Origin of the sequence: Streptomyces griseochromogenes (assembly GCF_001542625.1) — a bacterium.
Lineage (GTDB): Bacteria > Actinomycetota > Actinomycetes > Streptomycetales > Streptomycetaceae > Streptomyces > Streptomyces griseochromogenes.
Genome location: NZ_CP016279.1, coordinates 6,570,302 through 6,594,611 on the forward strand (window position 1 = coordinate 6,570,302; position 24,310 = coordinate 6,594,611).

Genomic DNA, 24,310 nt, shown 5'->3' on the forward strand with positions numbered 1-24,310 from the left:
ACAGGTTCACGGGAGCGATCCTGCGGGTTGCATCAGGGAACTGTCAAGGCGTCGCGGAAGGAAACATTCACGGGGTGCGGCGCCTGAATACAGGCATCCGCACCCCGTGGGTGACGAGAGGCTCGGCTCAGCTGTTGAGCGTGCCGGTCGCGAGCAGGCCGATCAGGCCCGCGCCGATGACGATCCGGTAGATCACGAAGGCGTTGAAGGAGTGCTTGGCGACGAACTTCAGCAGCCAGGCGATGGAGGCGTAGGCGACGACGAAGGAGACGATCGTGCCGACGGCCAGCGGGGCGGCGCCGACGCCCGCGCCGAGGGCGTCCTTCAGCTCGTAGATGCCCGCGCCGGTCAGGGCCGGGATGCCGAGGAAGAAGGACAGCCGGGTGGCGGCGACGCGGTCCAGGTCCAGGATGAGCGCGGTGGACATGGTGGCGCCGGAGCGGGAGAAGCCGGGGAAGAGCAGGGCGAGGATCTGCGAGCAGCCGACCAGCATCGCGTCCTTGAAGGAGGTGTCGTCCTCACCACGCTTGTGCCGGCCCATCTGGTCCGCGCACCACATCACCACGGAGCCGGCGATCAGCGAGCCGGCGACCACCCACAGCGAGGCGAGCGGACCGTCGATCAACGGCTTGGCGGCAAGACCGACCAGGACGATCGGGATGGTCGCGTAGATCACCCACCAGGCGAACTTGTAGTCGTGGTGGTAGCGCTCCTCGCGGTTGGTCACACCGCGGAACCAGGCGGAGACGATCCGCTTGATGTCCTTGAAGAAGTACACGAGCACGGCGGCGATCGCGCCGACCTGGATGACGGCGGAGAATCCGACGACCGACTTGTCGTCGACGGGAATGTCCATGAGCCCCTCGGCGATCTTGAGGTGGCCGGTGGAGGACACGGGGAGGAACTCGGTCACCCCCTCGACCACTCCGAGGACGACCGCTTGACCGACGGTGATGGCGCTCATGGGATCCAGTTCTGAGGAAAGTTGGTCGACAGTGCTGTAGACAGTACTTGCTGCGGGCGGCCGTACGCCACGCTCCTAGGCCCACAGGGCTCCGGCCAGGGACACTCCGGCGAAGGCCGCTCCGAGCCCCGCCACCACGCTCGCGACGACGTTGGCGGCAGCGTAGAGCCCGGAGCCGGCCTCGGTCAGCCGCAGGGTCTCGTAGGAGAAGGTCGAGTATGTCGTCAGGGCGCCGCACAGTCCGGTGCCCAGCAGCAGCTGAAGGTGCGAGCCGGCGGCACCTGCCGAGACGGCGCCGGTCAGCAGGCCCAGAATCAGACAGCCGAAGACATTCACCACGAACGTACCCCAGGGGAAGAGAGAGTCGTGGCGGGCCTGAATGGCCCGGTCGGTGAGATATCGCATGGGTGCGCCGACCACGGCCCCCAGCACGACCAGCAGCCAGTTCACAACGACTTCTTACCCTTCGGATCGGCTTCGTCCGGGCCCGATCCGCGGCCCACGTACCGAACGACCTCGCACTCCTCCAGGGTCACGAGCCCCTCGCCGACGAGTTCGTCCAGCTGCGGCAGGAACGCCCGGATCCGCTCCGTGGTGTCCACGACGACGATCGCCACCGGCAGGTCCTCGCTCAGGGACAGCAGCCGGGAGGTGTGGATGCGGGAGGAGGCGCCGAAGCCCTCGATGCCCCGGAAGACGCTGGCGCCGGCGAGTCCGGCGGCGTGCGCGCGGTGCACGATCTCGGAGTAGAGGGGCTTGTGGTGCCAGGTGTCGTCCTCGCCGATGTAGACGGTCAGCCGCAGGGCCGGGCCGGTGAGTGCCGTCATCGCTGCCTCCGGGTGAGCACCAGGCGGGCGGCGGCCGAGGCCAGCCACACCGCCGCGAGGGCCGCGAAGAGGGTCGCGGCGAGGTAGGCCAGCCCGGTGCGGGGATGGCCGGCGTCGACCAGTCTGCGGATGTCGACGGCGTAGGTGGAGAACGTGGTGAAGCCGCCGAGCACTCCGGTGCCGAAGAACGGGCGGACGAGACGGTGGGCGGCCCACACGTCGGTGATCAGCACCATGAACACGCCGATCACGGCGCAGCCGATGACGTTGGTCCAGAAGGTCGCCCACGGGAAGCCGCCCACCGGGCTGGGCCAGGCCAGGGTGAGCGCGTAGCGGGCCGTCGCTCCCAGGGCGCCGCCCACGGCGACCACGGCGACGATGGGGGCCTGGGAGCGCCATTCGGACCGCCGCGGGGGTCCGGGGCGGACGCGGACGCTCTCGGCTTCCGGGGCTGTCATGCTCGTACGTCTCCTGTTCGGGCCTGCCCCGACGGGTGATCACGGCCGGGCACCAGGGTACCGTCGCGTCGTCTGAGGGAGGACCGCGGGCGGACCTCGACGCCCGGCTCCGGGAGGGTGCGCGAAGCCTCACGTGTGTCCAGAGGGGCGGGCGAGCCCCCTTCACCAGCCCTTCTCGAACATCCGGGCCACCTCGGCGATGCGGATCTCGTCGCGCCGGTAGTGCGTGCGCCAGCGGATCCGGCGGGTGTGCAGCAGGCCCAAGGCGCTGAGGAAGTCGAGATGGGCGGCGGCCGTCCGGCGGGGGACGCCGAGCTTGGCCGCCACCGCCCGTGCGGTGACTCCGGTCTCGGCGGGGTCGCCGTGACAACGCCCGGCCGGGAAGTGGGCCGCCGGATCCTTGAGCCAGTTCAGGATGGTCTGCCGTATGCGGCCCGAGGGGGTCCCCATCATCTGTCTCGCCTCCGTCCCCGGCCTCCTCGTGCGTATTCCCACTCTCGCGCAGCGGTCACCCTCCCGTACCGGACTCTCCCGCCCTTGTCCGGTACCGAACGGCCGCTCGCGCCGGACCCGTTCACGGGAACGGGACGGGGCCCGGCCGTCCCCTTACGGCCGGGCCCCGTCAGAGGTGGTTCAGCGGTGGCCGAACCACGTCATGGTGGAGAGCGCCTTGTCGTCGTAGCCGAACAGGGCCTGGTTCTCCCGGCCGTTGCCGGAGGAGGCGTCGGCCGGGTCCCGGCCGCTGCCGGCGACGGCGGTCCACGTCGCCTCCCAGTTGAAGACGCCGAGACCGCGGCCGTTCGGGACCGCCTCCACGATGCTCGCCACGTCGCTCATCCACCTGGTCTGTCCGGCCACGGTCGCGGGGTGGCCGGAGACCAGCTCACCGGTGGTGTCGATCTGGTGCGGCGAGAACTCCTCCACGGTGAGGCCGAGGAGCTCGCGCAGCGCCGCCCGGATGGGCGCCCTCGTGGACGGCGTCGTGCTCATCGCGCCTTCGGAGCCGCGAGCCACGTGCGCGAGGGAGTTGCGGGCCATCTGGCCGGGAGTCTTGGCGGGGTTGCGGGGCTGCCGGTTGACACCCGAGGTGGAGTGCTCCAGCAGCAGCCAGGGGGCGCCGTGGTGCGGCGTGCGTCCGCGTGAGCCGGGCGCCTCACGGGGTGCCTGGAAAGGCCGTCAGTCGTCTGCCGCGCCGTTGTGGCCGGTCGCGCCCGTGCGGCGGGGCCGCATGTGCAACACGGCCCCACGCTCCTTCGGGCGCTGGCGCGCCCCGGGGCGGACCAGCCCGGTCTCATAGGCGAGGACGACCACCTGGGCTCGATCGCGTAGGCCCAGCTTGGCGAAGATGCGGGCCACGTGGGACTTGACCGTGGCCTCGCTGAGCGTCAGCTCGGCGGCCAGCTCCATGTTGGACAGGCCGCGGCCCATCAGGGTCAGCACCTCCCGCTCGCGAGGGGTGAGCGCGGCCAGGCCTGCGGGCACGGCCTCGGCCGTCCGCTCGGCCTCGGCCGCGTACCGCTCGACCAGGCGCCGGGTGATCTGCGGCGCGAGCAGGGCGTCGCCGGTGTCGACGAGCCTTACGGCCGCCGCCAGGTGCTCCGGGGTGACGTCCTTGAGCAGGAAGCCGCTGGCCCCGATGGCGAGCGCCTCGTACACATACCGGTCCAGGTCGAACGTGGTCAGCATGAGAACCCGGCAGCCGGGGTCCTCGGCCAGGATGCGCCGGGTGGCCTCCAGGCCGTCCATGCCCGCGGCATGCCGCTCGTCTGTGTGCTGGCCGCGCTCGGCCCCTCGATCCGTGCCCGGCGGCTGTCGGCGGCGCGGGCGATCAGCGCGGGCAGCGCCCCGCGTGCCGGGCGGGCGCTCGGCGTCCAACGGCGGCTCGCGGGGCTGCGGTTGCCGCGGTCGGTGAGCCTCGGGGCGGCTGCCGTTCGCCCGGCCCGCGCGCAGCGCGCTCACGCTGGCCGCGGTGATCCTGGGGGTGACGACGGTGACGTTCGCGACGGGGCTGGCGACGACGATGACCCGGTTCGGGGACGCCGGCAAGGAGGCGTTCGACGTCACCGCGTACGCCGGCAACTACGTGAACGGCAAGGAGGTGTGGCCGGTCCAGGGCGACCGTCGGCTCCAGTCCCGGCTGGGCTCGTTGCCGGGCGCGATCCGGGTGACGGCCCGCGCGGACGAGGACGCACAGCTCGTGGGCACCACGCAGAAGGTCATGTTCGAGGGCAGGCGCGGGGCGGACCTGCGGCTGAGCGACGTTCTCGTCCGGGGCCGGTGGATGCGCCGCCCCGGAGAGGTCGTGGTCGGCTCGGCCTTCCTGCGCCGCAACGGGGTGAGCATCGGCGATCACCTGAGGGTGCGCGCGATCGGCCACGAGGAGGACATCACCGTGGTCGGCGAGGTGATGGGGCAGAACGACCGGGTGTTCTCCGGCACCTGGCCCACCTTCACCGCGTTGATCCCCGAGGGAAGGCCGATCGCCTGTCACGTCAAACTGCGCGAGGGCACGGAGGCGTACGCGCGCGCCGCCCGAGCCCTCGACAGGGGACTCAGTACGCAACTGACCGGCCCGAACAGCGTGACCCGGACCATCGTCGGCGCCGCGGCCGCCCTCACCCTGATGCTGGCCCTGGTCGCCTCCCTCGGCGTGTTCGACACGGCCGTGCTCAACACCCACGACCGCCGTCGCGACCTGGGCATGCTGAAGTCGATCGGCATGACCCCGCGCCAGGTCACGGTGATGACGGTGACCTCGATGGCGGTGCTCGGCGCGCCGGGGTCCGTCCTCGGCATCCCGGTGGGCATCGCCGCCTACGAGGTGGTCGTGCCCCGCATGGCGGCCGGGGTCGACATCACCCTGCCGGCGTACATGACGGATGTCTGGCACGCGCCGCGGCTCGCGGGACTGGCCCTGGCGGGCCTGGTGATCGCCGTCGTGGGGACCCTGGTCCCCGCCCGGCGCGCGGCCCGCCTGACCGTCGCGGAGGTGCTGCACAGCGAATGACGCCGACCGTCCGGGGAGCCCGCAACCGATCAGGATCGAAGAAGCCGGGGCGGGCTCTCCGGCCCTAGCGTGAAGTGTGTCGACGGGATTCCCCGTCGGGACCCGGCGGAGGATCCGCCGGGCCACGCACCTCAGAGGGAGACTCCCATGACCGCAGGCCTGCAGACGATCATCTACCCCGTCAAGGACAAGGACCGGGCCAAGGCCCTGTTCACCGTCCTGCTGGGTGTCGAGCCGTACGCGGACCAGCCCTACTACGTCGGTTTCAAGGCCGAGGGACAGGACGTCGGCCTCGACCCGAACGGACACGCGCAGGGCCTGACAGGACCGGTGCCGTTCTGGCATGTCACCGACCTCCGGGAGCGCCTCGCGGCCCTGCTGGCGGCGGGCGCGGACGTGGTCCAGGACGTGCGGGACGTCGGCAACGGCCGGCTGATCGCCTCCGTGAAGGACGCCGACGGCAATCTGATCGGCCTCCTCCAGGACCCGGCCGCCTGAGCCCCGGCCCGCTTGCACCTGCACTAGTTGCACACTCAACGATTGGCCGGATCGGTGCTACGGTGCGGGTATGGCAGTCAAGACGGCCGACGCCCGGCTCGAGGAACGCTGGCGGGACATCCTCACGGTGCACGCGCACACGATGTGCGAGATAGACCGGGCCCTGCACCCGCACGGGCTCGGCGCCAGCGACTTCGAGGTGCTGGACCTGCTGGCGACCGAGTCGCCCGGGGAGAGCGACCAGTGCAGGGTGCAGAACCTGGTCGGACGGGTCCATCTCAGCCAGAGCGCACTGTCCCGGCTGATCGGCCGGCTGGAGAAGGAGGGCCTGGTCGAGCGCTCGGTGTGCGCGGAGGACCGGCGCGGAGTGTGGGTGGCGCTCACTCGCAAGGGCCGCGATCTGTACGCCGAGGTACTGCCCCTGCAGCGGGCGGTGCTGGCGCGCATGCTGGCCGAACGGGCCGGCTAGAGGACCAGCTCCGTCCCGTCCGGCAGTACTTCCACCCCCTGCTCGGCCACACGCGCGCGTGCCGGTGAGGCCGGGTCGAGCAGCGGGTTGGTGTTGTTGAGGTGGGTGTAGACCCGGCGCGGCCCGGGATGGCGGGCCAGGGCCGCCAGTGAGCCCTTGGGGCCCATGACCGGCAGGTGCCCCATCGCCGCCTGCCCCGCAGCGCTCCGCACCGCCGTGCCCATCTCGTCGGCGGCGAGGAAGGTGCCGTCCAGCAGCACGCAGTCGGCCTCCGCGCACAGCTCCTCCAGGACGGGACTCCAGGCCCCGACGCAAGGCGCGTACACCAGCACTCCCCCGCTGGCCAGGTCCTCCACGCGGTACGCCGTCACCCAGGCGGCGTCGGGCGGCGGTGTCTGGGCCGGTACGTACTTCGGGATCTTGGTGCCCACGGGGTGGGCGGTGACGACGAGTCCGCCGGCCAGCACGAAGCCGCCGTCGGCCAGGCTGTCGGCCCACTCCCAGGGCGCGTAGCGGTCCAGGGCGGCGTGTGCGGGGGCGAGGACGGCGCGGACCGGCGGGGCCGCGTAGACCTTCAGGCCCGCGGCTCCGCGCAGCTCGGCGAGGCCGGTGACGTGGTCGGCCTCCGCGTCGGTGAGCAGCACGCCCCGCAGCGGGGTGTCCCGGGGCCCGGGGCCGGGCCACAGGGCCGGCGTGGCGGCGAGCTGGGTGCGCAGGTCGGGCGAGGCGTTGAGCAGCCACCAGTCGCGTCCATTGCCGGTGACGGCGGCGCACTCCTGGGTGCGGGAGGGCAGTTTGCCGTCCCGGGCGGCCGCGCACAGCGCGCAGGCGCAGTTCCACTGCGGGAAGCCGCCTCCGGCGGCGGTGCCCAGCAGAACGATCCTCACGATCATCGGCTCCTTCGCGCGCACCGGACCTTTCGCTGGGATCTTCCCGCCGGAAGGCGGGGTGACTACTCGGAGACGGGGGGCAGTTCCGGCCGTCCTGCGCCCGGCCGCCGGTCCACCGGGCGGTCCGGCGGGATGGGCCTGCCGGGGAAGTCGCGGGGTCCGGTCCACAGTCCGGGCACCGCGTCGCAGCGGCGGCACAGCTCGTAGGCGACGGCCTCGTAGTTGACCCGCCAGCCCTGGAAGTGCGGCCAGGCTTCCTTCGAGGTCCGCTCCGCCCGGAAGCCGGCCGCCGACAGCATGGCCACCGCCGCGTCGAACTCGGCGATGGTCAGCCGGATCGGACTGCCGGGCGACGGGTCCTCGTCGAAGGGGATGCGCAGCGCGCGGGCGATGTCGCGCAGGGCGGTGAATCCCGCCCGCAGCACCAGACGGGCCTCCGGCGGGGCCAGGCGCGGATCGAGCGCGAGCTGCAGGGCGGCCGCGTCCATGACGGCGATCAGGCCGACCAGCCAGCTGCGGTGCGGGCGGGGCGAGCGGAAGGTCAGCAGGATCGGGTACGTGGAGTGGCTCTCGCCCATGTCCGAGGCCAGCCGCTCCCAGGCACGGTACAGCTCGGGCAGTGCGGTCTCGGTGTCGACCAGCCACTGCCGCGCGAGGATCTCCGGTCCCCAGGCGGGCTCGCCGGCCCGGGCCTGGAGCAGGGTGACCTCCAGTTCACGGCGGTTGTAGGCGCTGTAGAGGGTGGGCAGGTAGGCGATCTGGAGGGCGATCACGACGGGTCCGGTGGCCGCGGCGAGGAAGTCGAGCACGGACAGTTTCAGCCGGGCGCCGCTGGCGAACCCGAGCGTGAACAGGCTGGAGCCCGCCTCTCGGAAGGCGGCGGTCCAGGACAGCGGGGACGCCGCGTACAGCATGAGGCCGAAGCCGAGCAGGGCGCCGCCGAGCCAGCAGGCGAGCATGCCGATCAGCATCAGCGGGGCGAGCCAGGTCTGAGCGCGGTCGATGGCGCCGTAGCCGCCGCGCAGGGCGGTGAGGCGCAGGAGTCTGCGCAGCAGCCACCACAGGCGGAAGACCAGCACGGAGTAGAGGCCTCGGGGTACGACGAGGGTGCGGATGATGCTGCTGAGGACCAGCACTAGTACCAGGCAGCCTGCCGCGCCGGAGATCCATTGCATGTGGATATTTTGTCGCCCAAGGGGGTGGGGCTTCAGTTTTGTCTGCGGCCGCGGGTGCGTTGTGGTGATGCGCGCAGTTCCCGGCGCTCCCTGGGTTGGCTGCGGCTCACCTTGCCAGCAAGGTGCGGACTCCCTGGGAGGTGAGCGTCAGGCCGTGCTGTGAGCTGCCGTCTATCGCCAGGGAGAGGTCTTCGTCGGGCCACTGTGCGGCGAGGGCGCCCAGCGGTACCAGGCGGTAGCGGGAGACGAACGGGAGCTGCTCGGCCATCGTCCCTTCCGAGGTGAACACGGGGACGACCGGATCACCGTCGGCCTGTTCGAGGACGGGCAGGGCGAGCATCGAGGTGTCGGCGCCCTCCCCGTCCACCTCGTCGTCCGGCACCGGGACGAGCACGTCACTGTGGGCGAGGGTGTCCAGGGCCGCCTGGTCCTCGGTGTTCACGGCCAGCGCGTCGAGCGCGCGCTGGGCCGGCGTCGGAGGGTGGTGGTCGTGTGCGGGTGTGTCCATGGCAGATCCCCAGGTAGTGGCGTTCGTACGGCCACGCCCACGGTCAGGTGCCCGGGCGTGCTCCGCCTCGCGTACCCACAGCGGCCCGGGGCATGCGTGAGGATTCCGTGGCAGGTCGGCCGAAGGTGAGCCCGGTGCAGCAGCTCCGCCTCGTGGGCGTCGATCCGCCTTCCCCGGATCCGCTGCTCGCCGTGGTCGGGCCGCAGTCCGGCGCGCAGCAGCACCTCGGTGAGCGTCTCCTGGCCGAGACCGCGGACGGGCAGCTCCCGGATCACGGGCGTGGGCGGCAGGAAGCAGCGCTCGTACGACACCACGGTGCCGTCGGCGACCAGCTCGCGGCTCCGCTCCACGCAGACGAACGCGGCTTAGTCCAGGCCGAGTTCGGCGGCGAGGCCGTGGTCGTGCGTCCCGTGGACGGCGAGGGTCCGCAGCCTGCTCCCGACGCCGTGGACGGCCACGGCGCGGGCCCGGCCGGGCCGGTCGTCCAGCCGGCGTGCGTCGGAGAGGACGTAGGAGCCCTTGCCGGTGCGGGTGGCGATCAGACCTGCCTCGGACAGTTCGGCGAGGGCGGCGCGGACGGTCGTACGGCCGACGGCGAACCGCTGGGCGAGGGCGTGTTCGCCGGGCAGCCGCTCCCCTGCCGGGCGGCTGCCGCCGCGGATCTCCTCGGCGAGGATCCGGCTGATCCGCTGGTGCTTGAGCGGGACACCGGTCATGGCCGGGCCTCTGCGAGCAGGTCGTCGATGGTGGTGACCCGGATCAGTGGCCGGTAGAGGTCCAACACCTGCAAGGTCTTGATGTGGGAGTCGTCGTCCACACCCGCGCAGGCGTCCGCCACGACCAGTACCTCGGTGCCGGCGTCGGCGGCGGCCAGCGCGGTGGACAGGACGCAGCAGTCGGTGCTGACCCCGGCCAGGACCAGACGGCCGTCCGGGCCTACCCGGCCGGCCAGTTCCGGGGTCCATTTGCCGAAGGTGGCTGTGTCGATGACGTGGGCGGCCCTGTCGGCGAACTCGTCCGTCAGCTCCCACAGCTCCGCTTCCGGGGGCTGGAGCGCGAAGGGCCACCGGGCGTAGTAGGCGCGCCAGGCTCCGGTGGGCTCCCGGGGCGCCAGGAAACGGGTGAAGGCGACGCGGTCACCGAAGGCCGGCAGCAGGCGTCGTACCCCGGCGGCCGCGTCGGCGCACCGGGGGGTGGCCCAGGGGCTCGCGGGGTCGGCGAAGACGCGCTGCATGTCGATGACGGCGAGCAGACCGGGGACGGTGCCGGACGAGGTCATGCGCTGCACACCCCCTCGTTGCTGCACACCCCCTCGTTCGGTGCCGGGCTCGGTGCCCGCTCCTCCTGCGCGCGCACCCGGCTCCGGCCCGGCAAAAGCGTGCCGAGGAAGGCGAGCGCGAGAGCGGCGAGGACGCCGAGGTTGGCGTACGCCCAGGCACCGCTCTTGCCGCCGAGGCCGAACGGCTCCAGGAGGTAGCCCTGCCAGGTGAGCCAGTCGGCGGCGGTGTTGGTGACCAGTCCCCAGCCGACGGCGGTGGCGCCGAGGGTGAGCAGGAGCGGGGGCAGGGGTACGTCGCCGTAGCGGCCGCTCGGGCGGTACAGGTCGCCCTCGTCGTAGTCGCGGCGGCGCAGGGCGAGGTCGGCGAGCATGATGCCGCACCAGGCGGCGACGGGGACGCCGAGCGTGGTGAGGAAGCCCATGAACTGGGCGAGGAAGCTGTCGGCGAAGAAGACGATGTAGACGGAGCCCGCGATCATCAGGGCGCCGTCGAACAGCGCGGCCGAGTAGCGCGGGACGCGCACGCCCGCGGAGAGCAGGGCCAGGCCGGAGGAGTAGATGTCGAGTACGGCGCCGCCGACCAGGCCGAGGACGGCGACGACGGCGAACGGGACCAGGAACCAGGTGGGCAGGAGCGTGGTCAGCGCGCCGATCGGGTCGGCCGCGATCGCCTTGCTCAGGGTCGTGGAGGAACCGGCCAGCAACAGGCCGAAGACCAGCAGGAGCAGCGGGGCCACGGATGCCCCGAAGGTGGTCCAGCCGATCACGCCCCGGCCGGAGGAACCTCGGGGCAGATAGCGGGAGTAGTCGGCGGCGGCGTTGACCCAGCCGAGGCCGAAGCCCGTCATCATGAACACCAGCGCGCCGATGAACTGCTGGGCGGAGCCCGCCGGGAGGGCGCCGACCGTGCTCCAGTGGATGTGGCCGGCGACCAGGCCGACGTAGACGACGGTGAGCACGCCCGTGATCACGGTGATCGCGGTCTGCAGCCGCATGATCAGGTCGAAGCCCATGACCCCGCCGACGACCGTCAGCGCGGCCACGACGATGAGGGCGACCGCTTCGGTCGCCGTGCCGCCGCCCCAGCCCAGCCGGCTGAGGACGGTCGCGGTGGCCAGGGTGGCGAGCGAGGTGAGGACCGTCTCCCAGCCGACGGTGAGCACCCACGAGATCACGGACGGCAGCCGGTTGCCCCGCACGCCGTAGGCGGCCCGGCTGAGCACCATCGTGGGTGCCGAGCCGCGCTTTCCGGCGACCGCGATGAAGCCGCACAGCAGGAAGGAGACGATGATGCCCAGCACGCCGGCGGCGAGGGCCTGCCAGAAGGAGATGCCGAAGCCCAGGGCGAAGGCGCCGTAGCTGAGGCCGAGGACGGAGACGTTCGCCCCGAACCAGGGCCAGAACAGGGTGCGCGGGGTGCCTTTGCGCTCCGCGTCCCCGATCACGTCGAGGCCGTGTGTCTCCAGCTGGATCTGACGGCCGGTGGATCTGCTGCCGAGGGAGTCCTGCGGATGCGCCATCGCCGACCTGCCTGCTCCACCTGTCCAGACGTGTCCGGTCGAGGCTAGGCCGGTGCGCAGGGGGCGTCAAGGAAGGGCACTCAGCCGGTACGCCCCTCCGTGCGCCCTCCTCACGGCCCCGCTCACCGGCGGGGCTTCAGCCCTTGACCAGCTCGGCGAACCGTTCGGCGCTCACGTTGCCGCCGGACAGGATGACGCCGATCCGGCGCGGGAGCGGATCGACCCGGTGCGCGAGCAGGGCGGCCAGGGCGCTGGCGCCGCTCGGTTCCACCACCGTCTTCAGACGCTCGAAGGCGAACCGCATCGCGTCCCGGATCTGGTCGTCACCGACCAGTGAAATGCCGTCCAGCAGACGCTTGTTGAGGGAGAAGGTGAGTTCGCCGGGGATGTCGGCGGCCTGCCCGTCGGCGATGGTGCGCGGCACCGGGACGGAGACCCGGTGGCCCGCCTCCAGGGACCGCTTGGTGTCGTCGCCGGCCTCCGGTTCGACGCCGATGACACGGATGCCCGGCAGCAGCCCCTTGGCTGCGACCGCGCTGCCGGCGATCAGCCCGCCGCCCCCGACGGGCACGACCAGGGCGTCCAACTCGCCCGCCTCCTCGATGAGTTCCAGGGCGGCCGTGCCCTGCCCCGCGATGATGTGCGGGTGCTCGTACGGGGGCACGAGGGTGAGACCCCGGTCGGCGGCGAGTGCCTCGCCGATGGCCACCCGGTCGCCGGTGTAACGGTCGTAGGTGACGATCTCGGCGCCGTAGCCGGCGGTGGCCTCCAGCTTGGAGCGTGGTGTGTCCTCCGGCATCACGATCACGGCGGTGGTGCCGAGTTCGCGGGCGGCGAGGGCGACGGCCTGCGCGTGGTTGCCGGAGGAGTAGGCGGCGACGCCCTTGGCCAGTCGCCCGGCGGACAGCCGGGAGACGGCGTTGTAGGCGCCGCGGAACTTGAACGCGCCGACGCGCTGCAGGTTCTCGCACTTGAGGTGGACCTCGGCGCCGACGAGTTCGTCGAGGGTGCGCGAGCGCAGGACGGGGGTGCGGTGGGCGACGCCCCTGATGCGCTGCGCGGCCTCCTGGACGTCCTGGAGCGTGACGGGCTGGCTTTCAGGCATCTGTGTACTCCGTTCTGGCCACGACCGGCCTCCCGCTGGGAGCCGTCGGCCGCTGGACCGCCGGGAACCATTCTGGAATCATTGTCTATCACGTAGACGACATGTCCAGAGGCACTGGTCGAGAGCGGAGGCGGGCGGATGACGGACGCGCGCGCAACGGCGGCTGTACCGGTCCCGGCCGGCCGGGCCATCGACGAGCGGGACGCGGTGGTCGCCGCCCTCACGCCGGTGATCGACGGAATCGCCGCCACCTTCGGGTCCTGCTGCGAGGTGGTGATCCACGATTTCCGCCGCCCGGAACACTCCATCGTGGCCCTCGCCGGGTCGGTGACCGGGCGCGGCGTGGGCGGGTCGATGAGCGAGATCGGCATGAAGCTCCTGGCGCGCGGTGACGAGGCACACGACGAGCTGAACTACCTCACGCGCACGCAGGACGGAAAGCTGATCAAGTCCTCCACGATGCCGCTGCGCGATTCCACCGGCGCGGTGTTCGGCGCCCTGTGCGTCAATCTCGACGTCACCGCGATCAGTCAGGCGCATGCGCTGATCGGGGAGCTGGCCGGGGTCGCCGCCGTCCCGGCGGGCGTGCCGACCACCACGTTCGGCGACGACATCGGCACGGTCGTCGACTCCATCGTGGACGCCCGCCAGCTCAGCAGCGCCAAGACATGGACGCACCTCGGCCGCGCCGAGCGGCTGGACCTGTTCCGCGACCTGGACCGGCGCGGTGTGTTCGCCGTACGCGGCGCGGTCCAGCAGGTTGCCGCCCGGCTCGGCATCTCACGGGCCTCCGCCTACAACTACCTCGCGGCGGCCCGGAACACCGACGGCGACGGCTGACGGGGGCGGACCTGACCGCCCAGGGGGACCGCGCGGCACGTCAACCGGTCGGTCGAACGGGCATTCCGTCCAAGGCGACGGGCATCCGTCCGCCCACCCGACGCGTGCCCCCGGGGACCGCACGAGACCGGCCCCCCGCCCACGGCGCCGACCCGGCAGGACGGCACCAAGACGGCCTTCGAGTGACCGCACCCTGCGCCTTCGGCCGTACACCGGGTTCTCACGCGACGGACCGACGGTCGTCGGCTCACGGTCTCGTACCAGTAACTCACTCCCCCGGACACTTACTTCACTACTTGACGAAAGCGGATACGGGCCTCTACGTTCGCCCGGGAGCGAGGAGTTGACATGCGCATACCGTTGTCCACCGCCAGGCTGACAGCCGCCCTGGGCGCGTTGGCCCTCGTCGTGGCGCTCCCGGCCCAGGCGAAGGCCGACGTCCTGCAGTTGCTGCCGCAGAACGCCGACGGGCTGGAACAGACCTTCTCCCCTGCCTACGACTACGACGGCGACGGCTGCTACGCCACCGCGGCCATCGGCGCGGACGGCAGACTCAACCCCGGTCTGAAACTCGGCGGCGACGTCAACGGCCACTGCCACGACTACGCCCAGCTCGCCAACGCCAACACCTACTCGCGCGAGAAGTGCAACAACGGCTGGTGCGCGGTGATGTACGCCAGCTACTTCGAGAAGGACCAGGCCACGCTCGGCCCCGCCGCCATCGGCCACACCCACGACTGGGAGCACGTCGTGGTGTGGATCAACAACAACGAGGTCCAGTACGTCTCGGTGTCCCAGCACACCAGCTACCAGGTGGCCGCCCGTTCCTCGGTCCGCTTCGACGGCACACACCCGAAGATCGTTTACCACAAGGACGGGGTGTCCACCCATGACTTCCGGTTCGCCAACACCAACGACGAGCCTCCGGAGAACGTGACCGGCGGCTGGTTCTACCCGCGTCTGGTGGGCTGGAACGGTTACCCCGCCGGCTACCGGGACAAGCTCATGAACGCCGACTTCGGCGCGGCCACCATCAAGGTCAAGGACGGCGACTTCGCCTACGCCCTCGCGCACTCGATGCCTTCCGGCATCCCCTTCGACCCGAACGTCTGACGCCCGGCGCCGCATCCGCCCGCCACACGGCTCGCCCCTGCGGCCGATCCGCGTCAGGACATGAGCCGTCCGCACACCTCGGCGGCCAGCCCTTCGGCCGCGTCGAGCGCGGCCGTGAGCGCGTCCGGGTCCGTGCCGGACAGGGCGAACAGCTCGTGTGCCCGTGCGGCGAAGTCCGGTGGAGCACCGGGCAGTTCCCCCGCCGCCCGAACAGCCCCCTTCTCGTTCAGCGCCCAGCAGGCTGCCTGAGCATGCAGGGCGTGCACCAGCAGCCCGACCGCACGGAAGAGGCAGCCGGCGACGTAGAAGGCGTCGCCCCGAGCCGCTCCCTTGCGGGCACAGGCCAGGATGAAGGGAGCCTCCCAACGGGCGTTGGCGATCAGCGCCTCGCGCAGCGCGTCCGGATAGTGGCAAGTCTCCTGCCGAAGGGCACGCAGCTCACCACCGGGATCGGCCAGGACACGCCCGAGGGCGACCTCGCCGACATACGCGTGGGAATACACCCCGAGCGGGTGGCCTGCCTGCGCGCCCACCTCGAATCGCCCCGCCCGGCACTCTTCCCAGATCCCGTACACCCGGTCGAGATCGCGGTAGATCCAGTCGACGTGGGCGCCGTCCACCGTCAGCCACGCGCCACCGTTCACCCACGGCCCCCAGCCGCCCGGCTCCGTCACGTCCACCGCTTCGCCGGTCAGTTCCGCCGCCAGCGAGCGCAGCGCCGCGGTGTCCAGCGGCGGCCGGTAGTACAGGCCCAGATCGAAATCGGAGTCGGGACGATGCGCTCCCCTCGCCCGGCTGCCGCCCAGACACACTCCGACGATGCCGCCGACACCGGTCAGCCGATCCGCGATCTCCTGCAAACGGTCCACGACCCGAAGTCTGCGCAACCGGCCCGCCCACGGCGACCGAATTTCTCCATCCCTGCGAACATCACGCCTCGCCTGCCTGCGGGCCATCGGCTCTCCCGGCTCCCTCCCCTGCCGCCGGGCCGATCTGTTCCTCGCCCGCACAAAGGCGCGTGATGAACGCGCTGACAGGACGGGAACGTCGTCGGAGCCACGGCCGGGCTGCCGGCCACCGCGGCCGGGCCCCGGGCATGTCACAGCTCGCCGGGCTGTCTCGTCCCAGAGGTGACTCCTCACCGAGGTGTCTGTCCCGAAAGAAACGGAAGGACATCATGAACAAGGTCTGGTTCGTCACCGGTTCGGCCCGCGGCCTGGGCCGCGCCTTCGTCGAGGCCGCCCTGTCCCGCGGCGACAAGGTGGTCGCGACCGCCCGCAATCCCCGGCGCCTCGATGATCTGGTCGCCGCCCATGGCGACACGGTGCTTCCGCTGGAGCTGGACGTGGCCGACAGGGCCGCCGTGCACGAGAGCGTGCGCGCGGCGAAGGAGCACTTCGGCCGTCTCGACGTCATCGTGAACAACGCGGGCTACGGCCTGTTCGGCGCCGTCGAGGAGCTGACCGAGCGGCAATTGCGGGACCAGCTGGCGACCAACCTGTTCGGAGCGGTGTGGGTCGTCCAGGCCGCGCTGCCCCACCTGCGAGAGCAGGGCGCAGGGCGCATCATCCAGATCTCCTCGGCGGGTGGCGTCGGCGCTTGGCCGCTCGGCGGTGGATACCACGCGTCCAAGTGGGCGCTCGAAGGCCTGAGCGAATCCCTCGCCCAGGAGGTCGCCGGCTTCGGCATCAAGGTGACCCTGGTCGAGCCCGGTTCCTACGCCACCGACGCGATCGCCGGTGCCACCCGGGCCACGCCGAACCCGCTCTACGACGGTTTCCGCGCATCCTTCGCCGCCTTCGCGCAGACCCTCGACGTGGGCGACCCGGCCGCGGCGGGCCGGGCACTGCTCAAGCTCGCCGACTGCGACAACCCGCCTCTGCGGGTCTTCTTCGGCGCCCAGAACAACGAGATGCTCCAACAGGTCTACGCCGACCGGCTCAAGACCTGGGCAGACTGGCAGGACCTGGCGCTGGAGGCCCATGGACACAACCCCTCGGCCCCGGCGGTCTGACGCGGCGACCGGACCGCGGGACAGCGCACATGGCCCTTCGACGCCTTCCGCGGGCCCCTGGAGCTCGGCCTCAAGGAGCGGATGCCGTACCGGACGGATCGCGGGGACCCGTCGCGAGGGCAACCTCACCGGCATCGCGCGCGCCGTGCTGCCGACCGGGACGAGGGGTTGGGTGTGCCGGCCCGTCCGCGGACTCAGTCCGCGCCGCGGCCGTCCAGAAGACCGGTGACCTGTGAGCGGACGACGTCCCACGCGGCGGCCGGCAGGTCGCCGAGGTCAGTCCCCCGCAGCGCGTCCAGGGTCGCCGCGGCGTCGGTGTCGCACGTGGCGCTGCCGCTGAGCACGTCGTAACCGTCGCGGACGGCGACCCGCAGACGGTCGCCGCCCTCGTCGGCGTGCACCGCCGAGGCGGCCACGAGGGGCGGCGGGCCGCCCGCCTCGCCCGTCAGCTTGCGGTAGTCGCAGGCGATGGGCGTACGCCAGCGGAGGCCGAGCAGGACGGGGCGCTTGGCCACCACCTCGGCCAGGTCCGTCTCATGGACGCCGTCGGATTCCAGCACCGTCGCCCGGGCGTCCAGGACGAGCGCCGCGGGCAGCAGGCAGCGCAGCGAGCTGCCGACGAGGTTGCCGCCGACCGTCGCCGCCCGCCGCACGGCCCCGGTGCCCACCGTGGCGGCCGCCAGGCGCAGTACGTCCGGCACCCGGTCGTCGATCCGGTGCAGGACCACGGCGCCGCCCACGGTCTCCCGGTCCAGCACGTTGGCCTCCGGCAACTCGCGCAGCGACATCGCCAGTTCGGGAAAGCCGTCGCGCTGCCAAGTGGCCCACACGAGTGTCGCCCCGCCGATCGGCACGGCTCCCTCGGCCAGACACTCCTGCGCTTCGGACACGGATGTGGGCAGACGCAACAGCACAGCGACCGACCTGCCTTCCTGAACGTCGTACGAAGGCGGTGGGTGATGCTCTGGCCACCAGCCTGTGGGCAGGCAGTCTTCTCGCCCGGGAGGGGGCGCGTGCAGGGCTCACACGAGCACGCGGCGTGCTTTCGTCAGTCGGCCGGCCAGGCTCCGCCGAGCTGGCTGAGCCTGGCCGCCGCCGTGATCGTGGCGTAGATGTAGTGCTGGGGAGCCTGCGGCATGATGTCCATGGGCTTGAGCAGCAGGACCGCGCCCCAGATCGCGCCGTCCCAGATGACGGGGGCGGCGACGGAGTTCCACCCCGCCATGCACTCCTGGTATCCCAGGGCGTGACCCTGGTCACGGATGTCGACGAGGGAGGAGAGCAGCTCGTCGCCGTCGCGGATGACGCCGGGACCGGCTTCCTCGGGAACCGGGTCGGCGGCCACCCGCTGCTGGATCTGTTCGGGCAGGTAGGCGAGGATCGTCCGGCCCGAGGCACCGGTGCGCAGCGACCGCGTGACCGAGAGGACGTCACGCGGCGTCATGCCGAGCTCGACGAGATCGGAGTCCCCCACCGCCATGTCCAGGCACTGCCTGCCCGCTATGCCGAACGGGGCTCTCATGTACAGGAAGACCAGGCCGCTGTCGGTCGCGGTGCGCAGGCCCTGCAGGACGTGTGAGGCCTCGCCGCCGGAGAGGTTGTCCTCGGAGAGCGCGTGGAGGCCCAGGTCGGCGACCGTGCTGCCGAGCTGGTACAGGCCTCGGTCGATGCGCACGAAGGTGCTGTTGTAGGTTCCGGCGGTGAGCATGCGGCCGGTGGTGGAGTCGTCGAGATCGGCGGTCTTGGCGATCTCGGACAGCCGGTGGGCACCGGGGCCCAGCGTGATGAACGCCTGCTGCACCCGCATGAAGCGCTCGGCGTAACTGGTCCCGGTTCCACGCTGTCCGCTCATCAGCCGTATCCCCTCCATCGTGCCCGCACCCCTCCTGCTGGAGCACGGTGGTACGCGGCGCTGGTCCACCGCGTACGGTCAGGCACAAGACTATTACTTGGAGGTATCGAGACTGAACTTGCCCATGCCGGTGCGGTTGTTGAGCACTTGGTGCGCCTTGGCCGCGTCGGCGAGCGGGTAGGTCCCGCCGGTCACGATCTTGAGCGTGCCGTTGCCGACGGCGTCGAAGAGCTGCCTCATGGACGCCGCGAGCGGGAGCGTCCGGTCGGAGTACAGGTGCGGAAGCCAGAAGCCGGAGACGGTGATGGACTTCTGGAGCAGCGTGTGCACGGGGACGTCGGCGAGCTGCCCTCCGGCGAAGCCGTACACGACGAGCCTGCCGCGCGGGCCGACGGCTTCGAGGGTCTGCCGCAGCGTGGTGCCGCCGGTCATCTCCAGCGCGGCGTTCACGGGCCCTCCTGCCGCGTCGAGGATCCGCTCCGTCAGGCCGTCCTCGTCGGAGGAGTCGACGACCTCCGTCGCCCCGAGCTCCAGGGCCAGCCGGCGCTTCTCGTCCGTGCCGGCGAGAGCGATGACCCGGGCGCCGGCCCGGTGTGCCAGCTGAACGGCCAGCGAGCCGACGCCGCCGGCCGCGGCGGGAATGACGACGGTCTGCCCCTTGGTGATCTGGGCGACCGTGAAGAGGAGGTGGTACGCGCTGTTCCCCTGCAGAGCCAGCGGCGCGGCCTGTTCGTCGCTGACCTCGTCGGGGATCTCCCATTGCAGTCTGCGGTGAACGGCCGCCTTCTGCGCGTAGCCGCCGCCCCGGGTCAGCGCCACGACACGCCTGCCGTCCGGGGTGGTGCCGACGACCTCGTTGCCGGGGATGTACGGCAGTTCGACCGGTGCCAGGTAGGTATTTCCGCGAACATGGACATCCGCGTAGTTCACACCCGCCAGCCGCACGTCCAGCAGAATTTGTCCGCGCGCGGGCTCGGGCTCGGGAACGTCTTCCAGCCGCAAAACCTCAGGGCCGCCGAATTCCCTCATGACAATGGCGCGCACAGTACTCCAATCGAAGCGGGCCGGATGTGTACCCCGACAGGCTAGGGCATGCCCTCAACGCCTCCGACCTGGGCACCTTGCCGCATACATCTTTCTCACGAGGTGAGAAAGGGCGTGCCATTTCTCACTCCACGAGAAGGTTTAACGTTGAACTTCTCACGAGATGAGAATTGAAAAACGCGGGTTGCATTTGCCCTTTCGGAGAGACATAGTGATGCAGCCTCGCTCCACGAGGCGTACGGGGGACGGGTGGAGGACACGGAATGAACGACCGAGTGCCGCAGTTGACGCCGCGACGAAGCCCCCATGGGGCTGCCCGGCTCTTCCCTGTCTCGCCTGAAGAGAGCGCTCGCCGGGCCTGAGGTACCACGCCAGTCATCGAACCGACCCAAGCCCTTGGGTGCTCTTGCGGCGTGCGCCGGCACGCCGCGCACAGGACGGGCCACCGCGTCCGCCGTCGCGGGCACGGGCCGTCAGGCCCTGCGCCGGAGCTCCCAGCACCTCACGCGGGAGGCTGCTGTGCCCCTTTCCCTTCGTTCCCGGATCACCACAGCGACATCTCCTGCCGTACCTCTCAAGGCTTCCGTCGCAACGTCCGAGCAGCCATGCCGTCGGCTCTGCGACCCGGTGGTGTCCCGACGCCGGCGGCCCTCCGGCCTTGACGCGGCGCCGTCACCGGGGACACGCCGCACGGACGCGGTCACGCCTCCCGCGACCTCGCCCGTCACTTCAACACCGTCCGGCCCGACCACGTCCGAAGCCAACTGGCCCGGACATGCGCGCATCTGGTCCTCCTAGCCGTCGACGCCCCGCGGCCGCGCGTTGCCACGGCCGCCTGTCGCCCTGACACCTCTTCCGTCCTGGAGCCCGTTCCCATGGCCTTCACCTCCGCCGCACCCGTCGTCGCGCCCCGGTACGAAGCTGCCGACGGCACCGTGGCGATCGTCGCTCCCTACGGCGGTTCTGACCACGCGGTGGCCTTCGCCCGGCAGGGCCGCAGAACCGTGGCCGTAGAGCTGGACGACCGGCACCGGCCGTCGGCGCTCGCACCGGCGGGCGGGGCGGTCGCCTTCTCCGAATCGGTGGAGCATTGCGGGTCCCTGCGGCAGACCGTCAAGAAGCTGCGGGGGCTGGGGGTGTCGGCCGTCGTCGCCGGGAGCGCGGCGGGTGTCGAGTTGGCCGAGCGGATCGCCTGGCACCTGGGCCTGCCCCAGGGCGACCCCGAGACCTCACGGTTGCGCTTCGACCGCGGCGTACAGGCGGCCGTCCTGGCGAGCGCCGGCATACAGGCACCGCGCGGCATCCGCAGCGCGCATCTGGCCGAGGTCCTGGCCTGGGCCGAGGCCTGCCCTCTTCCCGGCTACACGCTGGCTCCGGCTGCGGCCGGGGTACCGGTCGAGCCGGTGGTCTGCGCGGGAGCGGGACAGATCAACACCGCCTGGCCCGCCATGAAACGAGCGGCAGCCCGCTACTCCGACGACCCGCTCCTGGTCCTCACCGAGCGGCTGTCCGCCCGGCAGTTCCTCGTCAACAGTGTCAGCCGTCCCGGTGCGGACGGGCGGACGGACCATGTCGTCACCGACATGTGGGCCGAGACCCGTGCCCTCGACGGATCGCTGGACCGCACCGATCTGTTGCACCCTGACGAACCGCCGGCACCGGTCCTGTCGGCGTACATGCCGCGCGTGCTCGACGCCCTGGGTGTGATGTGCGGTCCGGTCACCGCGCGCGTCGCGTACGACGAGGACCGGGGCCCGCTCCTCGTCTCGGCACTGGCGGTGCCCGGGATCTCGCCCGCGGACGAGGCGCTGCGCACGGCGACCGGCTACGACCGCGTGACGGACGCACTGGACACCTGGATACCGCCTTCGCCCGTGCCGCTCGTTCCCGGCCGGGCGGGTCACCGGGTCGTCCGGGTGCACCTGCCCCGGCGCCGGGGCACCGCCGTCGGCCCACGCCTCGGGCGCATCCTGCGCCGGCTGCCGACGGTGGTCGCGGTCAGCGCGGACCTCCTGGGGCACGGCCCGGTCATCGATACGGCCCGGTGCACCGAGGTCGTCCTCAGCAGCGACCGGCCGGAGGCCGTCGAGGCGGACTACCGGATCATCCGGTCCCTGGAGTGCGGGGGCGTCCACGACGGAGAACGTCCCTGAGCGGTCCGCGAGCCATCATCGTCCGGGCGGGGCAGCGGCAGGCGGCTTGTCCGTCACCTCGTCCGGGAGTCGGTCGCCGAGGGTGTGGTGGCGGACGGGTGCGTCCTGGGCGGGTTCGGGGGCTCGGTGAGGTGCTGGGTACCGCCCTGGGAAGTGCAGGCGTGCACCCCGGAGGTGAGCAGAACACAGGCCTTCGCCGTTGAGGGGCTGGGGGCGGCGACCATCGCGCTGAACGTGTCGGTTTCGTAGTGGACCTTGTTCTGGTACGTACGGCCCCCCTCGCCGACGACCCGGGCGATGTCGCCGGGATGTCCCCAGCTGATGCGGGACCAGGCGGCCTTGCAGGCGTCGCTGTAGCGCAGTTCCACATACACCCCGGCGACCTTGTACAGAGCCGCGGTCCACGCGTCGCCCCCGCAGCCGGCCTGTTTGGGGTCCTTGCCGACGCAGCTGTCCGCGAAGCAGTTGACGTCGAGTTGCCTGGTCGTCGCGACCGTCCCGGAGGTGCCGCCCCGGTCGGCGCGCGCGGTGGAATGCCGGCTCGACGTGATGAACAGGGCGGCACTCGTCGCGACGACGACGGCCAGAGCGACCAGGGCCCAGACCAGCGGCCGCCCGCGGAGGCGGCGGCGTGCGGGCGGCTCCGTCGCTTGTGCGGCCGGGGCGGGTTCCGGCACGGGGGCGGGTGCCTGGGGCTGCCGGTCCCGGACCTCGCGGACGGCGTGCGCTTCGCCGTCGTGCCAAGCGGTGTTCGCCAGTTCCCACAGCGCCACGAGCCGAGCGGGATCGGCGTCGGCCAGCTTGCCGAGAGACGTCACCGCGTGCTGGGGCGGCAGCGCCTTGCCGTTGAGATAGCGCTCCCAGGAAGACCTGCTGTGCGGGGTGCGCCCGGCGAGTGCGGCAAGGCTCAGCCCGGCTCGGTCCTTCAACGCCCGCAGTTCGGCCACGAGATGGCGGACGTCCGAGGCGAGATCGTCGGGTAACGGCTTCCAGTCAGTCAAGAACGTCCTCCGGAACCCAGTACGTTCTGTTCGTCATATGCTTCCTCACCGTATCCATCACACAGGACCGAAAGCCGTGGTTTCGGCCCAAGTGGCCATCAGGGCAACCAACTTGACGTTATGACGGTGTCATGGGCCGAGGGAATGCGGCGCGCGCCGCGCTGTGCGTACTGGTTCTGGGAATGGTGTGCGCGGGGGCCGCGGGCCCGAGGGAGCACCGGTCCGGCGACCGACGTGACGGCGTGATCGTCGCGGGCGGGCTGCCCGCGACGGAACAGCTGATCGTCGGCCACACCCGGCGCAGCGATCTGGTCGGACTGTGGCAGAGCGTGCTGTGGGCCGACGGATACTCCACGCGCTCGGGAATCACCTGCACCTACGACGAGGCGACCGCCGACGCCACCCGGGTCTGGCAGAGCAACCACCATCTGTCCGCGGACGGGATCGTCGGGTCCGTCACCTGGGGCGCGGCGGCGCAGCGTATCGCCTTCTCGGGCCAGTGGATCGTCTACCAGGGCGAACGCTTCGGTCTTCCGCTGCGCCTGGACGGGGACGACGTGTACGAGGTCTGGGACACCGGACGGTTCCGCCGGCTGCGGACGGACGCCGTGACACTCACGCGCTGCCGGTGACGGCGTCGATCCAGCTGTCGTAGCGTCCGACGCCGAGCTGGTGGCCGTCCACGACGACCGTGGCACGCGCGGCGTCCGGCCCGCTTCCCACCATCGCCGTGTACGCACCGCCCTTGCCTGCCACTTCCTGGTCACCGCCGGTCGTGGCGATCCTCAACCGCCCCGTCGCCGCCGGAATGTCGACCTCCGCCCAGCTCGCCAGGCAGGCCGGGCTGTACTGAAGCGTCAGGACGTGGCCGTACGCGCGCAGCCGGTGGACGACGACGCCGTCGCGATCGCACCTCTCACGGTAAGGGTCCAGGCCCCGGCAGCCGGCCCCCCGGCACGCGGCGGCCGCCCGGTCCGTCCCGTTGTGCAGCGGCCAGGGCCAGGCCGGTGCCCCTGGGGGAGCGCCGGCCGGCGGGCGGTCGGCATCGGTCTCCGTATCCCAGGGCCGGGCGAACAGCACGGCCCCCAGCAGCGAGCAGGCCACGACGACAGCGGCCAGTACGCCCGCACGGGGCAGCCGGGCGCTCCGCCGGTGCGGCCGGTCCACCACCGGTGACGCGCCGGTGACCGGAGTGTCCGGGTCCGGGTCCCGCGGGCGTCCCGCCCGACGACGCGGGGCGGGCGGTGGGCCGCTCTCACCCGCCGGGCCCTCCCCCGACCAGGCGTGGGCCGCCGACTCCCACAACACGCGCAGGTACTCGGCATCAGCCTGCGCCAGCTGTCCCAGCCCCGCCACCGCCGACCAGGGAGGCAGCCTGCGGCCGTTGAGATAGCGCAGCCAGGAACTGCCGCTGTAGCCGGTCTTCGCGGCGACGGTCGCGGTGTTCATCTCGCACCGGTCCACGTACTGGCGCAGTTCTCGCACCAGCCGGACCACCTCGGCGGGCAGGTCATCTCGCAGCGGCTGCCAGCGGCCCACGACGGCATCCCCCTTCCCCGCGCGTCCCACTATCTCACGGCCGTCCCGCTCCGC

At 71.7% G+C, this 24,310-nt stretch carries 28 protein-coding genes and 2 pseudogenes; 8 read left to right on the forward strand and 22 right to left on the reverse strand.

The window, feature by feature from the left end; genetic code table 11:
- Nucleotides 1-127: 127 nt before the first annotated feature.
- The 8 genes and pseudogenes from AVL59_RS28210 to AVL59_RS28240 all read right to left on the reverse strand — a co-directional run bounded on the left by AVL59_RS28210 (nucleotide 128) and on the right by AVL59_RS28240 (nucleotide 4,208).
- A complete protein-coding gene (locus AVL59_RS28210; protein ID WP_067309830.1) occupies nucleotides 128-964 on the reverse strand; it encodes an undecaprenyl-diphosphate phosphatase in 837 nt (278 codons plus the stop codon).
- Nucleotides 965-1,039: 75 nt separating this feature from the next.
- Entirely contained in the window at nucleotides 1,040-1,414 is a 375-nt protein-coding gene (crcB, locus tag AVL59_RS28215; RefSeq protein ID WP_067309833.1) for a fluoride efflux transporter CrcB, read from the reverse strand.
- On the reverse strand, nucleotides 1,411-1,791 hold the full coding sequence (locus AVL59_RS28220; protein ID WP_067309836.1) for a DUF190 domain-containing protein: 381 nt from the start codon (nucleotides 1,789-1,791) through the stop codon (nucleotides 1,411-1,413). Before AVL59_RS28220 ends, crcB (AVL59_RS28215) begins: the two co-directional genes overlap by 4 nt.
- Nucleotides 1,788-2,249 carry a fluoride efflux transporter CrcB gene (gene crcB, locus AVL59_RS28225; protein WP_067309839.1) on the reverse strand — a complete coding sequence of 154 codons (462 nt, stop codon included), beginning with the start codon at nucleotides 2,247-2,249 and terminating at the stop codon, nucleotides 1,788-1,790. Before crcB (AVL59_RS28225) ends, AVL59_RS28220 begins: the two co-directional genes overlap by 4 nt.
- Nucleotides 2,250-2,411: 162 nt before the next feature.
- Entirely contained in the window at nucleotides 2,412-2,702 is a 291-nt protein-coding gene (locus AVL59_RS28230; protein WP_067309842.1) for a helix-turn-helix domain-containing protein, read from the reverse strand.
- A gap of 180 nt (nucleotides 2,703-2,882) precedes the next feature.
- A pseudogene (locus AVL59_RS56675) lies at nucleotides 2,883-3,149 on the reverse strand (glycosyl hydrolase 53 family protein); the annotation flags it as partial.
- An 87-nt stretch (nucleotides 3,150-3,236) separates the two neighbouring features.
- Nucleotides 3,237-3,383 (reverse strand): annotated as a pseudogene (locus AVL59_RS56680) (beta-galactosidase); the annotation flags it as partial.
- Between the two features lie 42 nt (nucleotides 3,384-3,425).
- Nucleotides 3,426-4,208, reverse strand: coding sequence for a LuxR C-terminal-related transcriptional regulator (locus tag AVL59_RS28240; RefSeq protein ID WP_237281693.1), 783 nt, complete (start codon nucleotides 4,206-4,208; stop codon nucleotides 3,426-3,428).
- A gap of 10 nt (nucleotides 4,209-4,218) precedes the next feature.
- Here AVL59_RS28240 and AVL59_RS49480 point away from each other — a divergent pair, with 10 nt between their 5' ends.
- From AVL59_RS49480 to AVL59_RS28255, 3 genes are all read left to right on the forward strand, one after another.
- Nucleotides 4,219-5,256, forward strand: a complete 1,038-nt coding sequence (locus AVL59_RS49480; protein ID WP_237281694.1) for an ABC transporter permease — start codon at nucleotides 4,219-4,221, stop codon at nucleotides 5,254-5,256.
- Between the two features lie 147 nt (nucleotides 5,257-5,403).
- Complete coding sequence (locus tag AVL59_RS28250) at nucleotides 5,404-5,754, forward strand: VOC family protein (RefSeq protein WP_067309848.1); 351 nt, start codon at nucleotides 5,404-5,406, stop codon at nucleotides 5,752-5,754.
- Nucleotides 5,755-5,824: 70 nt separating this feature from the next.
- On the forward strand, nucleotides 5,825-6,223 hold the full coding sequence (locus tag AVL59_RS28255) for a MarR family winged helix-turn-helix transcriptional regulator (protein WP_067309851.1): 399 nt from the start codon (nucleotides 5,825-5,827) through the stop codon (nucleotides 6,221-6,223).
- On the opposite strand, the gene pqqB is transcribed toward AVL59_RS28255, so the two are convergent.
- The 8 genes from pqqB to AVL59_RS28290 form a co-directional block, all read right to left on the reverse strand.
- The gene (pqqB, locus tag AVL59_RS28260) at nucleotides 6,220-7,110 is read right to left on the reverse strand and encodes a pyrroloquinoline quinone biosynthesis protein PqqB (RefSeq protein WP_067317878.1); all 891 of its coding nucleotides are present in this window, start codon (nucleotides 7,108-7,110) and stop codon (nucleotides 6,220-6,222) included. The two genes, AVL59_RS28255 and pqqB, sit on opposite strands and share 4 nt — an antisense overlap.
- A 65-nt stretch (nucleotides 7,111-7,175) precedes the next feature.
- Nucleotides 7,176-8,288 (reverse strand): hypothetical protein, encoded by a 1,113-nt coding sequence (locus AVL59_RS28265; RefSeq protein ID WP_067309854.1) that lies wholly within the window; start codon nucleotides 8,286-8,288, stop codon nucleotides 7,176-7,178.
- Between the two features lie 106 nt (nucleotides 8,289-8,394).
- Entirely contained in the window at nucleotides 8,395-8,796 is a 402-nt protein-coding gene (locus AVL59_RS28270; RefSeq protein WP_067309857.1) for an SseB family protein, read from the reverse strand.
- On the reverse strand, nucleotides 8,727-9,146 hold the full coding sequence (locus AVL59_RS55045; protein WP_237281695.1) for a UTRA domain-containing protein: 420 nt from the start codon (nucleotides 9,144-9,146) through the stop codon (nucleotides 8,727-8,729). The genes AVL59_RS28270 and AVL59_RS55045 overlap by 70 nt, the downstream gene beginning before the upstream one ends.
- A 15-nt stretch (nucleotides 9,147-9,161) precedes the next feature.
- The gene (locus tag AVL59_RS55050) at nucleotides 9,162-9,512 is read right to left on the reverse strand and encodes a GntR family transcriptional regulator (RefSeq protein ID WP_237281696.1); all 351 of its coding nucleotides are present in this window, start codon (nucleotides 9,510-9,512) and stop codon (nucleotides 9,162-9,164) included.
- Nucleotides 9,509-10,075 carry a cysteine hydrolase family protein gene (locus tag AVL59_RS28280; protein ID WP_067317879.1) on the reverse strand — a complete coding sequence of 189 codons (567 nt, stop codon included), beginning with the start codon at nucleotides 10,073-10,075 and terminating at the stop codon, nucleotides 9,509-9,511. Before AVL59_RS28280 ends, AVL59_RS55050 begins: the two co-directional genes overlap by 4 nt.
- Nucleotides 10,072-11,595: a purine-cytosine permease family protein gene (locus AVL59_RS28285; RefSeq protein ID WP_067309860.1), complete on the reverse strand. Its 1,524-nt coding sequence runs from the start codon at nucleotides 11,593-11,595 to the stop codon at nucleotides 10,072-10,074. Before AVL59_RS28285 ends, AVL59_RS28280 begins: the two co-directional genes overlap by 4 nt.
- A gap of 136 nt (nucleotides 11,596-11,731) precedes the next feature.
- The gene (locus AVL59_RS28290; RefSeq protein ID WP_067309862.1) at nucleotides 11,732-12,700 is read right to left on the reverse strand and encodes a pyridoxal-phosphate dependent enzyme; all 969 of its coding nucleotides are present in this window, start codon (nucleotides 12,698-12,700) and stop codon (nucleotides 11,732-11,734) included.
- A gap of 138 nt (nucleotides 12,701-12,838) precedes the next feature.
- Between AVL59_RS28290 and AVL59_RS28295 the strand changes: the two genes are divergently transcribed.
- Together AVL59_RS28295 and AVL59_RS28300 are read left to right on the forward strand one after the other, a co-directional pair.
- Complete coding sequence (locus AVL59_RS28295; RefSeq protein WP_067309865.1) at nucleotides 12,839-13,540, forward strand: helix-turn-helix transcriptional regulator; 702 nt, start codon at nucleotides 12,839-12,841, stop codon at nucleotides 13,538-13,540.
- Nucleotides 13,541-13,888: 348 nt separating this feature from the next.
- The gene (locus tag AVL59_RS28300) at nucleotides 13,889-14,653 is read left to right on the forward strand and encodes an NPP1 family protein (protein ID WP_067309867.1); all 765 of its coding nucleotides are present in this window, start codon (nucleotides 13,889-13,891) and stop codon (nucleotides 14,651-14,653) included.
- A gap of 53 nt (nucleotides 14,654-14,706) precedes the next feature.
- Here AVL59_RS28300 and AVL59_RS28305 read toward each other — a convergent pair whose 3' ends face one another.
- Nucleotides 14,707-15,522 carry a nucleotidyltransferase domain-containing protein gene (locus AVL59_RS28305; RefSeq protein WP_067309869.1) on the reverse strand — a complete coding sequence of 272 codons (816 nt, stop codon included), beginning with the start codon at nucleotides 15,520-15,522 and terminating at the stop codon, nucleotides 14,707-14,709.
- 308 nt (nucleotides 15,523-15,830) lie between these two features.
- On the opposite strand from AVL59_RS28305, the gene AVL59_RS28310 reads away from it, so the two are divergent.
- Nucleotides 15,831-16,667 carry an SDR family NAD(P)-dependent oxidoreductase gene (locus AVL59_RS28310; protein WP_067309872.1) on the forward strand — a complete coding sequence of 279 codons (837 nt, stop codon included), beginning with the start codon at nucleotides 15,831-15,833 and terminating at the stop codon, nucleotides 16,665-16,667.
- A gap of 194 nt (nucleotides 16,668-16,861) precedes the next feature.
- Here the strand turns inward: AVL59_RS28310 and AVL59_RS28315 are convergent, their stop codons facing one another.
- The 3 genes from AVL59_RS28315 to AVL59_RS28325 form a co-directional block, all read right to left on the reverse strand.
- Entirely contained in the window at nucleotides 16,862-17,581 is a 720-nt protein-coding gene (locus tag AVL59_RS28315) for an FAD binding domain-containing protein (RefSeq protein WP_067309875.1), read from the reverse strand.
- Nucleotides 17,582-17,715: 134 nt separating this feature from the next.
- Nucleotides 17,716-18,519 carry an IclR family transcriptional regulator domain-containing protein gene (locus AVL59_RS28320; RefSeq protein ID WP_067317881.1) on the reverse strand — a complete coding sequence of 268 codons (804 nt, stop codon included), beginning with the start codon at nucleotides 18,517-18,519 and terminating at the stop codon, nucleotides 17,716-17,718.
- A gap of 93 nt (nucleotides 18,520-18,612) precedes the next feature.
- Nucleotides 18,613-19,548: a quinone oxidoreductase family protein gene (locus tag AVL59_RS28325; protein WP_208870460.1), complete on the reverse strand. Its 936-nt coding sequence runs from the start codon at nucleotides 19,546-19,548 to the stop codon at nucleotides 18,613-18,615.
- Between the two features lie 890 nt (nucleotides 19,549-20,438).
- Between AVL59_RS28325 and AVL59_RS28330 the strand changes: the two genes are divergently transcribed.
- On the forward strand, nucleotides 20,439-21,716 hold the full coding sequence (locus AVL59_RS28330; RefSeq protein WP_067309881.1) for a hypothetical protein: 1,278 nt from the start codon (nucleotides 20,439-20,441) through the stop codon (nucleotides 21,714-21,716).
- A gap of 53 nt (nucleotides 21,717-21,769) precedes the next feature.
- Here the strand turns inward: AVL59_RS28330 and AVL59_RS28335 are convergent, their stop codons facing one another.
- A complete protein-coding gene (locus AVL59_RS28335; protein ID WP_067309884.1) occupies nucleotides 21,770-22,717 on the reverse strand; it encodes a helix-turn-helix domain-containing protein in 948 nt (315 codons plus the stop codon).
- A 131-nt stretch (nucleotides 22,718-22,848) separates the two neighbouring features.
- Between AVL59_RS28335 and AVL59_RS28340 the strand changes: the two genes are divergently transcribed.
- Nucleotides 22,849-23,349 (forward strand): peptidoglycan-binding domain-containing protein, encoded by a 501-nt coding sequence (locus tag AVL59_RS28340; RefSeq protein ID WP_079147030.1) that lies wholly within the window; start codon nucleotides 22,849-22,851, stop codon nucleotides 23,347-23,349.
- Here AVL59_RS28340 and AVL59_RS28345 read toward each other — a convergent pair.
- Nucleotides 23,333-24,256: a helix-turn-helix domain-containing protein gene (locus AVL59_RS28345; protein WP_067309890.1), complete on the reverse strand. Its 924-nt coding sequence runs from the start codon at nucleotides 24,254-24,256 to the stop codon at nucleotides 23,333-23,335. The two genes, AVL59_RS28340 and AVL59_RS28345, sit on opposite strands and share 17 nt — an antisense overlap.
- Nucleotides 24,257-24,310 lie beyond the last annotated feature (54 nt).